Genomic DNA, 15,732 nt, shown 5'->3' with positions numbered 1-15,732 from the left:
TGACCAAGAAAACAGACTGCGAGGTTTCAATCCATGAAGGACAAATGCGTGCTCATTACGGGCGCCACCAAAGGCATAGGCTGGGCGCTTACTCAGCGGTTGTCCGACATGGGCTGTCACGTGGTTGGTATCGCGCGCAACACGACCGACGTCGATTTCCCGGGCTACCTGTACGCCTGTGATCTGGCCGACGCCGGCCGCACCGAAGAGGTCCTGCGCGAAATCCGCGAAAAATTCCCGGTCGACGCCGTTGTCAATAATGTCGGCATCGTGTCGCCCCAGCCGCTGGGCGAGATCGATCTGGCCACCCTGTATAACGTGCTGGACCTGAACGTGCGCGTGGCGGTGCAGGTCACGCAGGCCTTCATCGAATCCATGAAGGTGCGCCGCGCCGGCCGCATCGTCAACGTGGTCAGCCGCTCCATCCACGGCGCGCTGGACCGCACGGCGTATTCCGCCGCCAAGAGCGCGCTGGTGGGTTGCACCCGAACGTGGGCGCTGGAATTGGCCGAATACGGCGTCACCGCCAACGCGGTCGCGCCGGGTCCCATCGAAACCGAAATGTTCCGCGCCACCCGGCCCGCCGGCAGCGACAACGAAAAGCGCGCGCTGGCTTCCGTGCCCATGAAGCGCCTGGGCACCCCGGCCGAAGTGGCCGCGGCCATCGCCTTCCTGCTGTCGGACGACGCCGGTTTCATCACCGGACAGGTGCTGGGCGTGGACGGCGGCGGCAGCCTGGCTGGCCGCTCCTGAATATCGCCGCTGCAAGTGTGAACAACGCACCCCACGGGGTGCGTTTTTTTTGGCTGGCGCAAGCATGGCGGCGTTCAGCCGGGCTTGTATAATAATAACTATCATTTCCATTTTGGATGCTCGCCGTGTCGGACCGAGAGCACGCAGTTGGCGCATCGCTTTCCGCCCTGTACACCGCGCATTGCGGCTGGTTGCAGAATTGGCTGAATCGCCGTCTTCAGGACAATCACCAGGCCGCCGACCTGACCCAGGACACCTTTCTGACCTTGCTGGTGCGCCGGCACGCCATCGCGGACGTGCGCGAGCCTCGGGCATTCCTGACCACCATCGCGCGCGGTCTGCTGATCGATTTCTGGCGGCGCCGGGACATTGAACTGGCCTGGGCCGAAACGCTGGCCGCGCGTCCCGAGATCACCCACCCATCCCCCGAAGTGCAAGTCCAGGCGCTCCAGGCGCTGGTCGAGATCGACCGCAAACTGCATCGCCTGGGCGTGCGCGCGCGCGCCGCTTTCCTGATGCACCGCATCCACGGCATGACGCATCCCGCCATTGCGGCAGAGCTGCGCGTGTCCGAGCGGACGGTGCGCAACGACATCGCGCAGGCCATGCTGTGCTTTTTGCTCGATACCGACCTGCAACCCGCTGGTGTGTATGGCGAAGAGGCTGGACGTTGATGGGCGCCGCCGCCGTCGATCCGCGCATTCTTGAGGCTGCCGCGCAGTGGTATGCGCTGCTGAGCTCGGGGGCGGCCAGCGAGCAGGAGCGCGCACGCTGGCAGGCGTGGATGGACGCCGACAACGCGCATCGCCGGGCGTGGCAACGCGTCGAGGATGTGGGCGCGCAGTTCGATGCGCTGGTCGCCCAGCCGATGGGACGTGAGGCCAGCCTGGCCAGCCTTAATGCCGCCGCGCAGGGCCGGCGCGAGCGCCGCCGGCTGCTGACGGTTGCGCTGATTGCAGGCGCGACGGGATTGCTGGGCCTGGGCATTGCGCAGTCGCCAGCCGGCCGTCGAACCTGGGCGGTCTGGCAGGCGGACCTGGTCACGCCGGTGGGCGGATCGAAAGAAATCCGGCTTGCCGACGGCACGCTGATCCAACTCAATACCGATACCGCAGTGAAGGTCGACTACACCCGCGACCAGCGCCGCCTGGTGCTGCTGCGCGGCGAGATCATGATCGCCACCGCGCCCGACCCCGGGCGCACCTTCGTGGTGGACACGCCACAAGGGCGGTTGCAGGCGCTGGGTACGCGGTTCAACGTGCGCAGCCTTGACGGCGAAACCACGCTCGCCGTGCTGGAGGGGGCGGTGCAGGCGCATTTTGCGGGGGCGCCGCCCGCCGGGATTCGGGTCGATGCCGGCATGCGGATGCGTGGCGGATCGCAAGGCATGGATGCGCCGGCAGCGCTGCGGGCCGACGACCACAACTGGACACGCGGCATCGTGCAGTTCGAGGAGGCGCCGTTGGCGCAGGTGGTCGCGGAACTTGCGCGTTACCGCCGCGGGCATCTCGGTTATGCCGATGACGTGGCGGCGCTGCCCGTGACGGGCACGTTTCCGCTGCATGACAGCGATCGCGCGCTGCGCCTGCTGAGCCAGGCACTGCCCGTGCGCATCAGCCAGCCGCTGCCGTGGTGGACGACCCTCCAAGCCCGCTGAACCCTCGCTGTTACAAAATAGTTTGCCGCTTTTGCCGCGCTCATCCGGCCTATGGGCAATTCAACACCCATATCGCGGATTCGTGGCATGACCAACCCCCTCACTGTTTTCCCCAACCTTCCGAGCCGCCGCGCGCGCATCGCCCCGCTGGCGCTTGCCATCGGCGTGATGCTGAGCGGCGCGGCGCCCCTGGGCGTCGTGTACGCGCAGTCTGTCCAGACGCAGGTCCGCGACTACGACATCCCGGCCGGTCCGTTGAGCCAGGTGCTCAACCTGTTTTCCGCCGAAGCCGGCCTCTTCGTCAGCGGCCACGGCGATCTGAGCAGCGGCCGGCAGAGCCCCGGCGTGCGCGGCCGGTATACGCCCGAGGCCGGGATGGCCGCGTTGCTGACCGGTACTGGTCTCGTGGCGGAACGTCTGCCCGATGGCGGCTTCGTCCTGCGGCAAGGCCGCCAGGACGTGACGCTGCTGGAGCCGATTGCGGTGACCGCCCAGATCGAACGCCCGGATGGCCCGGTGCTGGGCATCGCCGCCACGAACAGCGCCACGGCCACCAAGACCGATACGCCGATCATCGAAACGCCGCAGTCGATCTCGGTGGTGAGCGCCGCGCAGATCAGCGATCAGAAGGCGCAGAACCTGCAGCAGGCGCTGGGCTATACGCCCGGCATCATGCCCGGCATCGTCGCCAAGAGCTCGATGTTCGAAGACACGATGAGCATCCGCGGCTTCGAAGCCAACCCGCAGACCGGCAGCTATTACCGCGACGGCATGCGCTACATGATCAATCAGTACAACGGCAAGCAGGAGCCGTACGGACTGGAGCGGGTGGAAGTGCTGCGCGGACCGTCATCCGTGCTGTATGGCGCCGCAGCGCCGGGTGGCATCGTCAACACCGTGACGAAGCGTCCGCCCGGCGAAACAATGGGCGAGATCAATCTGGACGGCGGCAGTTTCGACCGCCGTCAGGTGTCGGCGGACATCGGCGGTCCGATCGATGAGGCCGGGGTGTGGTCCTATCGCCTGACCGGCCTGTTCCGCGAGAGCAAGCAATTCATCGACTACAGCGCCGACGATCGCACCTACATCGCGCCCGCGTTGACGTGGCGTCCGTCAGCGGCCACCTCGGTCACGCTGCTGGCCAACTATCAGCGCAGCAAGACGATCAATCCGACGGAGGTGCCGGTCACCGGCTCGCTCTGGACCAACCCGAACGGACAGGTTCCGCGTTCGCGCTTTCTGGGTGAGCCCAACAACAACCGCTTCGATGTCGAATCGACGTCGTTGGCCGTGCTGATCGAACATGCGTTCAATGACACGCTGAAATTCCGCCAGTCGATGCGCTACTACGACGCGGACCTGACGATGCGCTACGTGCTGCTGCAAGGCGACGTGGACGCCGCGACGCAGCGCAGGGTGGCGCGTTCGGCACGCGGTTTCGATGACCGCACCACGGTGCAGACGATCGATACCAACATCGAAAAGCGATTTGAAACGGGGCCCGTGACGCAGACGATTCTTGCGGGCTTCGATTACACACGCTCCACCTACAACAGCGACCGCCTGCGCGGCAATCTGCGGCCCATCGACGTCTTCGATCCGGTGTACATGCCCGGCGATGTCGTGGTCCTGCCCTGGCAGCAGCGCCGCAACACCGAGCATCGCCTTGGCATCTACCTTCAGGATCAGTTGAAGATTGCGGACAAGGTGGTGGTGCTGCTGGGTGGACGGTATGACAACGTGCGCGCCGAGAACCGCGCCTTGCACGCGCCGTCCACCAATTCGAACGACAAGGACACCGCCTTCACCGGCCGCGCCGGCGTGGTGTATCTGGCGGACAATGGCCTGGCGCCGTACGTCAGCTTCAGCCAGTCGTTCGAACCCACCAGCGGGCGCGACCGCACCGAAGGCGCCTTCGAGCCCAGCCGCGGGACGCAGTACGAAGTCGGCATCCGATATCAGCCCGCCGGACAAGACATCATGCTGAGCGCGGCGCTGTTCAACCTGGAGCGCAAGAACGTGCTCACGCCGGATCCGGTGGATCCGACCTTTCTGGTGCAGACCGGCAAGGTGCGCTCGCGCGGCCTGGAGCTCGAGGCGCGCGCACGCGTCACGCCGCAAATCGATGTGATTGCCGCCTACACCTACACCGACGCCCGCGTGGTCAAGAGCAATCTGCCGGGCGAAGAGGGCGAGCGCTTCAACACGCCTCTGCACGCTGCTTCCCTGTGGACCGATGTGAACCTGTCGGAGTGGGTGCTGATGGGACTCAAGGCCGGCGCCGGCGTGCGCTATGTCTCGGCGCGTCCCGACCGGCCGTCCAGCGGTTCGCTCGGCGGCGCCGGCTACACGCTGATCGATGCGCGCGTCAGTTATGAAAGCGGCCCGTGGCTCTACGCGCTCAACGTCACCAACCTGACGGACAAGACCTACATTCCGTCGATCTGCTACGGCGGCGTGTGCGACTACGGCGAGCCGCGCCGCATCATCGGCACGGTGAGCTACCGCTGGTGAACGTGCGCGCCGCGCTGCTGCGGCTGCATCGCTGGACCGGCCTGGTGCTGGCCGGCTTTCTTTGCCTGGTGGCGCTGACCGGCATCCCGCTGGCGTGGTATGACACGCTGGACGCCGCCACCGCGCCGGCCTTGCATCGCGTGGCGCCGCCTTCGGCGGATGCCACGCGGCTGGACGCGTTGACCCTGCGGGAACACGTCGCCCGGCTCGCGCCAGCCGCGGCGATGCCCGCCACGCCGCTCGGCGGTCAGGACGGCCGCAGCGTGCCGTTCCCGGTCTGGCTGCACGAGGAAGGCGCGGGCGCGCCGGTGCTGCACGAGGTCTTCGTCGACCCGTACTCCGGCGCCATCCTGGGCCAGCGCCGCTGGGGCGATCTGCGGGAAGGGCTGCGCAACCTGATGCCGTTCCTGCATCGGATCCACACGGCCCTGCTGTTCGAGGGCATCGGCGAGCTGTTGCTCGGCATCGTCGCCTTGGCGTGGACGCTGGACGGATTCGTCGGCGCGTGGCTCACGCTGCCTGCCCGGCCCCGAGCGCGCAAGCCGGCGTCCTCCGCGTGGCAGCGCTGGGCACCCGCCTGGCGCATCCGCTGGCAGGGTGGTCCGCATAAGCGCAACTACGATCTGCATCGTGCCGGCGGGCTGTGGCTATGGGCAGCGCTGACGCTGATGGCATGGAGCAGCGTCGCGCTGAACCTGCCCTCCATTTACGATCCGGTGATGCGTGCCGGTCTGAGCTATCAGGCCGATCCCCGGCGCGGCGCGGCCGTGGCGGCCGGTGACCCGATGCCGCCCGCGCAGGCCCGCGACGCCGGGCGGCGGCTGATGGCGGAACTGGCTGCCCGCGAAGGCTTCGTCGTGCTCGGCGAACACTGGCTGGCGCTGGATGCGCGCCGCAAGCTGTATCGCTACAGCGTGCGCAGCAGCCGGGATCTGCGCACGCGCAGCGGCGCGACGTCGGTCGTGTTCAATGCGGTGAATGGGCAGCTCGTGGGCAGCCATCTTCCAACGGGCAGGGCCGCCGGCGATACCGCCAAGCATTGGCTGACCAGCCTGCACATGGCGGCGTTCTGGGGCTGGCCGTTGCAACTGACGGTGGCGCTGGTCGGCGTGGTTACGCTGGCGCTAAGCGTGACCGGGGTCTGGCTGTGGTGGACGCGCCGCCGCGCACGTCAGTACGGACCCTTGCTTGCGCCGACGGCGGCCAGTTCCTTGAACTCGCCGGCCAGCGCCTCGGCCGCGCGCGCCAGCAGTACGGCGTCCACGCCCACCGCCACGAAGGTCGCGCCCAAGGACAGGTAATGCTTGGCCTGCGTCACGCCGCTGTGCAGGATGCCTGCCGCCTTGCCGGACCGCACAATGCGCGCGATGGCATCGTCGATGGTCTTCTCGACCACGGGATGCTCCGGCTGGCCCAGGTAGCCCATGCTGGCCGACAGGTCGGCGGGTCCGATAAAGACACCATCCACGCCGTCCACGGCCAGGATCTCGTCAAGCGCCGCGATGCCGTCCGGGGTTTCGATCTGCACCAGCACGCACATCTGGTCGTTGGCGCGTTCAAGGTAGTTGGGAATGCGATTCCAGCGCGACGCGCGCGCCAGCGCACTGCCCACGCCGCGGATGCCCTGCGGCGGATAGCGCACGGCAGCAACCGCGGCGGCCGCTTCCTGTGCCGATTGGATCATGGGCACCAGCACGGTCTGCGCGCCGGTGTCCAGGATCTGCTTGATCTGGACGGGGTCATTCCAGGCCGGACGCACCACGGGGGCAACCGGATACGCCGCCACGGACTGCAATTGGGCGAGGGTGGAGTCGAGCGTATTGGGCGCGTGCTCGCCGTCGATCAGCAGCCAGTCGAACCCGGCGCCCGCAAGGATTTCCGAGGTGTAGGCGCTGGCCAGGCCGGCCCACAGGCCGATCTGGGGTTTGCCGTCGCGCAGGGCTTGCTTGAACGTATTGGTCAGGAGGTCCATGGACTGGGGATCGCGTGGAGGGAGGAGAGGGGATTGACGTTCAGGGCGTACCGGCATCGCGGGTGGGGCCGTCGCGCTTGATGAGGTCGACCATGGCGTCCACATCGGTGTACAGGCGCTCCAGCAATTCCTTGCCGATCCTTTCTTCGATTTCCTGGTACTTCGCGTCGACCTGGGGCCGCATGCGGTCGATGAGCTTGTTGCTTTTGGCGGTCAGGGAGATTTCCTGGCGGCGCTGGTCGGCGCTGGACCGCGTGCGCTTGATGAGCCCTTGCTCTTCCATGCCGGCCAGCATGCGCGTGAGGCTGGGGCTCAGGATCTGACAGGCCCGGGCGATCTGATTGGGTTCCAGCGAGCCTACCTCGCTCAGCGTGCGCAAGACCCGCCATTGCTGTTCGGTGACGCCGGCTGCGTGCAGGATGGGGCGGAAATGCGCCATCAGCGTTTCGCGCGCGTAGAGCAGCAAATGGGGAAGATTGCGGTGGTGGAAGCTCGGACTCATGGCGGCTATGTTAGCAAGAAGCCGCCCAAAAAATGCTCAACTATTCAGGCCTGAACGCGGCCTGCCCCGGCGCGGCGGCGGGCCGGGGCAGGGGCAGGTCAGGGGGGCGGACCAGCGGCGCAGTCAGGCCGCAGTCAGGAGGCAAAGCCAAGGCCGCATTGGGACTGGCGAGGGCCAGTCCCGGACGTCACGCCGGGTTCTGGCGGGACAGTTCCTGCAGGTCGTCAGGCAGGGCAAAATCGGGCGCGCCCCGCTGCAGCTCGCGCAATGCCTGCACGGCGTCTTCTTCACGGTCGTCCACGATCAGGCCGCGGATCTGGGCCACGCGCGCCTCGATGTCCTGCTCGGTAAAGGCTGCAACCTGCTGTGCTTGCGCCGGGGCCTCCTGCGCGGCTGCTTGCGCGGATTCCTGCGCAGCCGTTTCAGGGGCCGCGGGCTCGGCGGGTGCTGCGGCCGCGGCGGATTGCGCCGCTGCAGGATGGGTCGATACGGGTTGGGTCGATGCAGGCTGCGACACCGCCGGCTGTGCCGGGACGGCTGGTTCCTGTTGCAGGGCGACGACGCGGCGCAGAGGCGACGGATCGCTGGCCGGCGCGGCGGACGCGGAAGGCGCAGTCTGCGCGGCGTCGCTTTCCTGTACAGCCACCAGTTGCATCTGAGGCTCGGTGTCCTCGATGGCCTCGCGCATGTCGGTCCATGCAAACAGGCCTGCGACCATCACGGCGCAGGCGGCGGCGCCCCAACCGGGATGCCAGCTATGGCCGGGGTGCCATCTGCGTCGTACCGCGGCATCCAGTTCCGGATTGGCGCCGGGACCCGGCTTGCGGTACAGGGCGCGCAGATCCCGTTCATCGTCTTCGTCAAAAGGGGGGCGATAAGTAATGCTCATGCGCGTACTCCTCGCACATACGCCGGGTGGCACAGCGTATCCGCGTTCGACCTTTGCGAGCGCCGCGCCGGTGGTCCGGCGTCTGGTCGTGCTGGGGTCATGTTCCGGTTTGAGCGGTCTCGTGAAAGGCCGCGAGTGATTGCGCCGCGATTCCCCACGCAGTGCGTCGCAAGGACGTCCGTCGTGGAGTATGCCGTCCGGTCGGGACGGTTCGACAATATGCGCTGCACCTGGCGATTATGCGCGATTTGAAACGGATCGGGCAGGAAATTTCTTCTGTTTGCATCATGTAACCACTGCGCTGGGCGGTTTGTGAAAGCTGTCTGAAAGAAATGCCTTTCGCCCGTGCGCAATCGGTGTGCCAAAACGATCTCGGTACTGGCGCAGCGCCCGCAGGTTGCCGGGTACACTTTCGCGCATGGCAAAAACCCGAACCGTATATGTGTGCGCCGATTGCGGCGGCACCACCCCCAAGTGGCAGGGAAAATGCCCGCATTGCAACGCGTGGAACACGCTTGAAGAAACGGTGGAATCGTCCGCGCCCGCGGCCGCTGCCCATCGTTATGCGCCGCTGGCCTCGTCCAGCCCGGTGCGCAGCCTGTCCGAAATCGAGGCCCGCGAAACCCCGCGCACGCCCACCGGCCTGGACGAATTCGACCGCGTGCTCGGTGGCGGCCTGGTGGCCGGCGCGGTGGTGCTGATCGGCGGCGACCCCGGCATCGGCAAGTCGACGCTGCTATTGCAGGCGCTGGCTTCGCTGTCAGAGTCCACCAACGTGCTGTACGTCACGGGCGAAGAGTCCGCCGAACAGGTCGCGCTGCGCGCGCGCCGGCTTGGCCTGCAAACCGGCAACGTCAATTTGCTGGCCGAAATCCGCCTTGAAGCCATCCAGGCCGCGGTGTCGGAACAGAAGCCGTCGGTTGCCGTCATCGACTCGATCCAGACGCTGTACAGCGGCGAACTCACCGCGGCGCCGGGCTCGGTCTCGCAGGTGCGCGAATGTGCCGCGCAACTGACGCGGCTGGCCAAGCAGACGGGCATCGCGATCGTCATGATCGGCCATGTCACCAAAGACGGCGCGCTGGCCGGCCCGCGCGTGCTGGAACACATCGTGGATACCGTGCTGTATTTCGAGGGCGACACGCATTCGTCGTTCCGCCTGGTGCGCGCGTTCAAGAACCGCTTTGGCGCCGTCAACGAACTGGGCGTGTTCGCCATGACCGACCGCGGCCTGCGCGGCGTGGCCAATCCGTCCGCCTTGTTCCTGTCTCAACACGAACAGCAGGTCGCGGGCTCGTGCGTCATGGCCACGCAGGAAGGCACACGCCCGTTGCTGGTCGAAATCCAGGCGCTCGTCGACAGTTCCCATGCGCCCAATCCGCGCCGCCTGACGGTCGGCCTGGAAGGCAACCGGCTTGCCATGCTGCTGGCCGTGCTGCACCGGCATGCGGGCGTGTCCACCTTCGACCAGGACGTGTTCGTCAACGCGGTGGGCGGCGTGCGCATCACCGAACCCGCGGCCGACCTGCCGGTGCTGCTGGCCATCATGTCTTCGCTGCGCGACCGGCCGCTGCCGCGCGGTCTGATCGCGTTCGGCGAAGTCGGTCTGGCCGGCGAGATCCGTCCCGCCCCGCGCGGGCAGGAGCGTCTGCGCGAAGCCGCCAAGCTCGGCTTTTCGGTGGCCCTCATCCCCAAGGCCAACGCGCCGCGCCAGCCCATCGAGGGCCTGGAGATCTGGGCGGTGGACCGGCTGGACGCGGCACTGGAAAAGCTGCGCTGATGCGTGGCGTCGTTGGTTGGAGCAATACGTGAGTCTGTTCGTCATCGCCGCATGCCTGGCCGCCGGCTGCATGATCGGTTTCATGGGCGGCGTGCTGGGCATCGGGGGCGGGCTGATCGCCATTCCGGCCCTGGTCCTGCTGATGGGCATGTCGCAGCAGCTCGCGCAGGGCACGGCGCTCATCATGGTCTTGCCGACCATCATGATGGCCGTGCGCAAATACAACCAGCAGACGCGCATCGACAAGCGCGTCGCGTTGGCCGGTGCGGCGGGCGCCGTGGTGTTCACGTGGGTGGGCGCGCAGATGGCGCTGGGCATCGACTCGACCTTGCTGCGTCAGAGCTTCGCGGTGTTCCTGTTCTTCATAGCGCTGTTCTACGTCTGGCAGACGTGGCGCGCCTCGCGCCCGGCGGCCCACCACGCACCGCGGCCGACACGCGCCACGCCCGTCTTCACGCCGCGGCGCGCCAGCGTGCTGGGCATGCTGTGCGGCACGCTTGGCGGGTTCTTCGGCGTGGGCGGCGCGGTGCTGGCCGTTCCCATCATCACATCGGTCTTTCGCCTGCCGCAGACCGCCGCGCAAGCGCTCGCGCTCAGCATGGTGATTCCGGGCTCGATGATCGCGCTCGTCACCTACACGTGGGCAGGGCAGGCCAACTGGATGGTCGGCGCGCCGCTCGCGATCGGCAGCCTCATCTTCGTGCCCATCGGCGTGCGGCTTGCGTACCGGCTTCCTGAACGCAAGCTGAGAGCTTGCTTTGCGCTGATGCTGTTTGCGACGGTGGCGTTGTTGGCGTTTGAGGGCTAGCAACAAATCTTGAGAGACCGAAAAATTGTGGTTCGGCGTTGAACCTTCTGGTTGGGCAAGCTTCCAACCGCATACGGGCCTAGCGGCATCGTGCCGCCCCGTAACGGAAAAGGGCGTCTGCCCTTCACCAACCAGGAGTACTTACATGACGACTCACTCCCGCATTGCTGCGTTTCTTTCCACTTCGGCCCTGTGCCTTGGCCTCGCTGCCGCGCCGTCGGCGTTCGCGGCTGGCGCCAGCAAGACCGGCGACACCAAGACCCAGGCGCATCACAAGCATCACAAGGCTGACAAGTCGTCCGCCAAGCATTCAGCAGGCGCAGCGACCAACCACAAGTCCGGCGCCACGACGCCGACCAAGTAACCGCGCCGGGCGGCGACGCCCACGTTCCTTTGCGCGACAAAGACTGACCGGACACGCGGGGGCCGGAAAGTCGAAAGCCTCTCGGTATGGGCGCCGAGAGGCTTTTTCATTTCTGCTTCAAGCCGCGCGCCGTGCCGGCGGCGGCCGCATTCGCTTATTCCACCGGCGTGATCACGCGGCCGTTCTCGAAGAACGACTGCAGGTTCTCCAGCATCATGTCTTCCATTGCCAGACGCGTTTCTTCGGTGGCGCTGCCGATGTGCGGCAGCAGCACGGCCTTGTCGCTCTTTATCAGTGCTTCCGGCACCTTGGGCTCGTGCTCGAAGACGTCGAGCGCGGCGCAGCCCAGCTTGCCGTCTTCAAGCGCGGCGACCAGCGCCGTCTCGTCGATGACCGGCCCGCGTGCAATGTTGACGATGATGCCCTTGGGTCCCAACGCCTCGAGCACTTCGCGGTTCACCAGGTGGCGCGTGCTCGGTCCGCCAACGGTCGCCACGATCAGGAAATCGGCCCACTTGGCCAGGTCCGTCAGCGAGGCCTCGTAGCCGTAATCGACGTCGTCGCGCTTTCTGCGGTTGTGATAGCGCACGTCCATGTCAAAGCCCGTACCGCGCTTGGCGATGGCTTCGCCGATGCGGCCCAGACCCACGATGCCCAGTTTCTTGCCGCTGACGCGCAGCCCCAGCGGAATGCTGCCGTGCACCTGACCCCATTGGCCGGCACGCACGAAGCGTTCGCCCTGGCCCATGCGGCGCGCGCCTGCGATCAACAGGCCCCAGGCCAGATCGGCCACGCAATCCGTCAACACGTCCGGCGTATTGCTGACCAGCACGCCACGCTTGCGCGCGGCGTCGACATCGATCGTCTCGTAGCCCACGCCCCAACTGCAGATGGCCTTCAGGTCCGGCAGCGCGTTGATGAGTTCGGCATTGGCGCCGAAATTCGCGGACGTGACGACGGCGGTGACGCCCTTGCCATGTTCGGCAAGCGCCGCCTTGCGATCCGGATACTTCCACAATTCGATGACGTCATAGCCGTCGGCCAGGCGCTTGTTGGCGGAGGGAGAGCCGGCCAGCGAGCCGACCTGGATGATGCGTTGCTTGGTGGTCATGTTGTCGTACGGTTGGGTGGCGAAGGGTTCATGCTACTTGATTCATGCGCAAGACCGCGGGCCCGCCCCGCATCCGCGGGATCGGGACGGGCCGCGGACAAAAGATGCCCGCCTTCGGGCATCCCGTCGCTTTACTCGAGCTGGATGTTGGCTTTCTGGATCACGTCCTTCCAGCGCTTGACCTCGGCCTGCTGGAACTCCGCGAACTGCTGCGGCGTGTTGGCGACCACTTCAAAGCCCAGGCCTTGCAGCGTCTTCTGCGTCTGCGGTTCGCGCAGCGCGGTGCGCAAGGCCTCGGCCAGCTTGTCGACGACCGGCTGCGGCGTACCCTTGGGCACGGCAAAGCCCTGCCAGGAATACACGACCATATCCTTGATGCCGGCCTCGGCCAGCGTCGGCACGTCGGGCAGGTCGGTCGCGCGCGTGTCGCCCGTGATGGCCAGCGCCTTCAGCTTGCCCGCCTTGATGTGGTTCTGCACCGCGCCCAGATTCTGGAAGGACACGTTGACCTGGCCGCCGATCAGGTCCGCGATGGCGGCGCCGCCGCCCTTGTACGGCACGTCGACGCCGGTGCTCTGCGTGCGCTGCCGGAACAGCACGGCCGACAGGTGGTCCGACGATCCCGTGCCGGACGAGGCGTAAGACACGCGGTTCGGATTCTTCTTGGCGTAGTCGACCAGTTCGGCCACGGTGCTGGCCGGGAACGACGTCGCCGCGACCAGCACGTTGGGGTTGCGCACCGCTTGCGTCAGGTAGGTGAAGTCCTTGCTGGGGTTGTACGACAGGTTCTTGTACAGGGCTTCGTTGATGGCGAAGGTGCCGATGGATCCGACCATCATGGTGTAGCCGTCTGGCGTGGAGCGGGCCAGCGCCTGCGCGCCGATCGCGCTGTTTGCGCCCGGCTTGTTCTCGACGACGAAGGTCTGCCCCAGGATCTTCGCCAGCGCCGGCGTGACCGAGCGCCCGGTGATGTCGGAAGATCCGCCTGGCACGAAGGGCACGATCATGGTGACGGGCTTTTCCGGGTAACCGGCGGCAAGGGCCGCCGGCGACCCAAGCACAACGGCGCCCGCCGCGAGTACGGCGCTGATCAGTTTGTTCATGGTGTCTCCTGGTTCGCGTGATGATGAAGAGCCCGCCGCTCACGCGTTGCGGACGGGCCCCGGATCGGCGCAGGGTCAGTCGACCTTGGCGCCGGATTTCTTCACAACGTCGGCCCACTTGACGGTTTCCTGGGCCATGAACTGCTTGAACTGGGCGGGCGTGTTGCCTGATGGGGTCGCGCCTTGCGCCTGAAGCTGTGCGCGCACGGGCTCCTGCTGCAAGGCCGCCGCCACGTCGCGCTGGACCTTTTCCACGATGGCGGGCGGCGTGCCGGCCGGCGCCAGCAGACCGAACCAGCTCGAGGCCTCGTAGCCCTTCACGCCGGCTTCAGCCATCGTGGGCACGTCGGGCAGGGCGGGGGAACGGTTGGCGGTCGTCACGGCCAGCGGGCGCAGTTTGCCGGCCTTGATGAAGCCCATGGACGAGGGGAGATTGTCGAAGATCAGGTCCGCCTGCCCGGCCATCACGTCGGTGAGGGCGGGACTGCTGCCCTTGTAGGGCACGTGCGTCATGCGCGTGCCGGTCATGCTCTGGAAGAGTTCGCCCGACAGATGCGTGGACGTGCCGTTGCCCGTGGACGCCATGTTGACGCTGTCGGGATTGGCCTTCAGGTATTTGATCAGGTCCGCCACGTTGCGGATGCCGTGCTTGTCGGCGAACTTGGGGTTGACCTCCAGGATGTTGGGCACCGGGATCACCAGCGTCACCGGCACGAAGTCCTTGACCGGGTCATAGGGCAGCTTGGCGTACACGGACTGATTGATGGCGTGGGTGCTGACCGTGCCCATCAGGAAGGTATAGCCGTCGGGCGTGGCGCGCGCGGCTTCGGCCGAGCCGACATTGCCGCCGGCGCCCGCCTTGTTGTCGACCACCACGGGCTTGTTCCAGCTCTTGCCCAATTCGGCCGCCACGACGCGCGCGGCGATGTCGGCAGTGCCGCCGGCGGGGAAGGGCACGATGATCTTGACTTCGCGTTCGGGGTAGTCCGCGAAGGCCGGCGAGGCCGGCAGGGCAAAGGCGGTGGCCGTCAGCAGGGCGGCCGCAATAAACCGGCCTCGCACAGGGGCTGCATGCATGGAATTCGTCTCCTCGGTGTGCGCGTGGCCGCGCATCGTTTCTGGGGGTATTCCGCTCCCGGCGAGCCGGGAGCTCAAAGCCGCATGCGGCCCGCGCCTCATGCGACTGTGTGCTGCCGAACTACTTGTAAAACAAATATAGGTATTGAGCTATAGCTTGTCAACCAAGTATACTTTTTTCACCTTACTTATCTGACAACCGCACTGACAACCCACCCGCCAGGAGCCCCTTCCATGAAAACCACCCCGGTCACCGCCCAGGATCTGCAGCGCTCGGTCATCGCCGTGCCGCCGCTGGCCCGCAACGCCGATCTCTCGCTGAACGAAGCGGCCAACAAGACGCTGCTCGGCCACCTGGAAGCGGGCGGCGTGCGCAACGTCATGTATGGCGGCAACGCCAACTTCTACAACGTGGGTGTGAGCGAATATGCACGCATCGTGGACATGCTGGCAAGCCTGGCGGGTCCGGACACCTGGATCCTGCCCTCGGTGGGGCCCGACTACGGCAAGATGATGGACCAGGCCGCCATCCTGCGATCGCGCGCCTTTCCGACCGCGATGCTGCTGCCCATGTCCTTCCCCTATACCGACGCCGGGCTGGCCGACGGCGTGCGCCGCTTCACGGATGCGCTGGGCAAGCCTGCGGTGGTCTACATCAAGTCGGCCGACTACCTGGCCCCGGAAACCGCGGCACGTCTGATCGAGGAAGGCCGTCTCGTCGCCTTCAAGTACGCCGTCGTGCGCGACAACCCGTCCGAGGACGCCTACCTGTCCGCGCTGCTGCAAGCCGTGGATTCGCGCTGGGTCGTCAGCGGCATCGGCGAGCGCCCGGCCATTGTCCACTACCGCGAATTCGGCCTGAAGAGCTTTACGTCCGGATCCGTCTGCGTGGCGCCGCGCGGTTCGATGCGCCTCCTGCATCTCTTGCAAGAAGGCCGCTTCGACGAAGCCGAAGCCGTGCGTGAGCAGTACATGGGCCTGGAAGACTGCCGCGACGGCATCAGCCCCATTCGCGTGCTGCACGATGCTGTGACGCTGTCGGGCGTGGCGGACATGGGCCCGATGCTGCCGCTCCTGACCGGCATCTCCAGCACCGAACGCGAACGCGTAGCGCCCGTGGCGCGCGCGCTGGCCGCCTGGGATCGCGAAACCGCCACGGCATGACCGCGTGCGGCGCAGCGGACGCAATGCGGTTACGATGA

Annotated in this window: 14 protein-coding genes and 1 pseudogene; 9 read left to right on the top strand and 6 right to left on the bottom strand. The window is 66.6% G+C overall.

What is annotated here, in order from left to right; genetic code table 11:
* The first annotated feature begins 33 nt into the window (after positions 1–33).
* The 5 genes and pseudogenes from AB3147_RS17745 to AB3147_RS17725 form a co-directional block, all read left to right on the top strand.
* Positions 34–753, top strand: coding sequence for an SDR family oxidoreductase (locus AB3147_RS17745; RefSeq protein WP_175123506.1), 720 nt, complete (start codon positions 34–36; stop codon positions 751–753).
* 125 nt (positions 754–878) lie between these two features.
* A complete protein-coding gene (locus tag AB3147_RS17740) occupies positions 879–1,427 on the top strand; it encodes a sigma-70 family RNA polymerase sigma factor (RefSeq protein ID WP_239215806.1) in 549 nt (182 codons plus the stop codon).
* Positions 1,427–2,410: a FecR domain-containing protein gene (locus AB3147_RS17735; protein WP_367352588.1), complete on the top strand. Its 984-nt coding sequence runs from the start codon at positions 1,427–1,429 to the stop codon at positions 2,408–2,410. Before AB3147_RS17740 ends, AB3147_RS17735 begins: the two co-directional genes overlap by 1 nt.
* An 87-nt stretch (positions 2,411–2,497) precedes the next feature.
* Positions 2,498–4,924 (top strand): TonB-dependent siderophore receptor, encoded by a 2,427-nt coding sequence (locus AB3147_RS17730; protein ID WP_367352587.1) that lies wholly within the window; start codon positions 2,498–2,500, stop codon positions 4,922–4,924.
* Positions 4,870–6,072: pseudogene (locus AB3147_RS17725) on the top strand (PepSY-associated TM helix domain-containing protein); the annotation flags it as partial. The gene AB3147_RS17730 and the pseudogene AB3147_RS17725, both read left to right, overlap by 55 nt.
* A 23-nt stretch (positions 6,073–6,095) precedes the next feature.
* On the opposite strand, the gene hpaI reads toward AB3147_RS17725, so the two are convergent.
* The 3 genes from hpaI to AB3147_RS17710 form a co-directional block, all read right to left on the bottom strand.
* Positions 6,096–6,896: a 4-hydroxy-2-oxoheptanedioate aldolase gene (gene hpaI, locus AB3147_RS17720; protein WP_175123500.1), complete on the bottom strand. Its 801-nt coding sequence runs from the start codon at positions 6,894–6,896 to the stop codon at positions 6,096–6,098.
* Between the two features lie 40 nt (positions 6,897–6,936).
* On the bottom strand, positions 6,937–7,398 hold the full coding sequence (hpaR, locus tag AB3147_RS17715) for a homoprotocatechuate degradation operon regulator HpaR (RefSeq protein WP_105239511.1): 462 nt from the start codon (positions 7,396–7,398) through the stop codon (positions 6,937–6,939).
* Between the two features lie 187 nt (positions 7,399–7,585).
* Positions 7,586–8,287 (bottom strand): hypothetical protein, encoded by a 702-nt coding sequence (locus tag AB3147_RS17710; protein WP_175138407.1) that lies wholly within the window; start codon positions 8,285–8,287, stop codon positions 7,586–7,588.
* 418 nt (positions 8,288–8,705) lie between these two features.
* Here AB3147_RS17710 and radA point away from each other — a divergent pair, with 418 nt between their 5' ends.
* The 3 genes from radA to AB3147_RS17695 all read left to right on the top strand — a co-directional run bounded on the left by radA (position 8,706) and on the right by AB3147_RS17695 (position 11,239).
* Complete coding sequence (gene radA, locus AB3147_RS17705; protein ID WP_175123498.1) at positions 8,706–10,067, top strand: DNA repair protein RadA; 1,362 nt, start codon at positions 8,706–8,708, stop codon at positions 10,065–10,067.
* Positions 10,068–10,095: 28 nt separating this feature from the next.
* Positions 10,096–10,875 carry a sulfite exporter TauE/SafE family protein gene (locus tag AB3147_RS17700; protein ID WP_175123497.1) on the top strand — a complete coding sequence of 260 codons (780 nt, stop codon included), beginning with the start codon at positions 10,096–10,098 and terminating at the stop codon, positions 10,873–10,875.
* A 145-nt stretch (positions 10,876–11,020) separates the two neighbouring features.
* Positions 11,021–11,239 (top strand): hypothetical protein, encoded by a 219-nt coding sequence (locus AB3147_RS17695; protein WP_175123496.1) that lies wholly within the window; start codon positions 11,021–11,023, stop codon positions 11,237–11,239.
* A gap of 154 nt (positions 11,240–11,393) precedes the next feature.
* On the opposite strand, the gene AB3147_RS17690 is transcribed toward AB3147_RS17695, so the two are convergent.
* The 3 genes from AB3147_RS17690 to AB3147_RS17680 all read right to left on the bottom strand — a co-directional run bounded on the left by AB3147_RS17690 (position 11,394) and on the right by AB3147_RS17680 (position 14,530).
* Positions 11,394–12,350, bottom strand: coding sequence for a 2-hydroxyacid dehydrogenase (locus tag AB3147_RS17690; RefSeq protein WP_175138405.1), 957 nt, complete (start codon positions 12,348–12,350; stop codon positions 11,394–11,396).
* Between the two features lie 131 nt (positions 12,351–12,481).
* Positions 12,482–13,453, bottom strand: coding sequence for a Bug family tripartite tricarboxylate transporter substrate binding protein (locus AB3147_RS17685; protein ID WP_175123494.1), 972 nt, complete (start codon positions 13,451–13,453; stop codon positions 12,482–12,484).
* A gap of 75 nt (positions 13,454–13,528) precedes the next feature.
* A complete protein-coding gene (locus AB3147_RS17680; protein ID WP_175123493.1) occupies positions 13,529–14,530 on the bottom strand; it encodes a Bug family tripartite tricarboxylate transporter substrate binding protein in 1,002 nt (333 codons plus the stop codon).
* 234 nt (positions 14,531–14,764) lie between these two features.
* Between AB3147_RS17680 and AB3147_RS17675 the strand changes: the two genes are divergently transcribed.
* The gene (locus tag AB3147_RS17675) at positions 14,765–15,694 is read left to right on the top strand and encodes a dihydrodipicolinate synthase family protein (RefSeq protein ID WP_175123492.1); all 930 of its coding nucleotides are present in this window, start codon (positions 14,765–14,767) and stop codon (positions 15,692–15,694) included.
* Positions 15,695–15,732 lie beyond the last annotated feature (38 nt).

The organism is Achromobacter animicus, assembly GCF_040775605.1.
Lineage (GTDB): Bacteria > Pseudomonadota > Gammaproteobacteria > Burkholderiales > Burkholderiaceae_B > Achromobacter > Achromobacter animicus.
The sequence above is the reverse complement of the archived record's forward strand: the minus strand, read 5'-3'. Positions and strand labels throughout refer to the sequence as shown.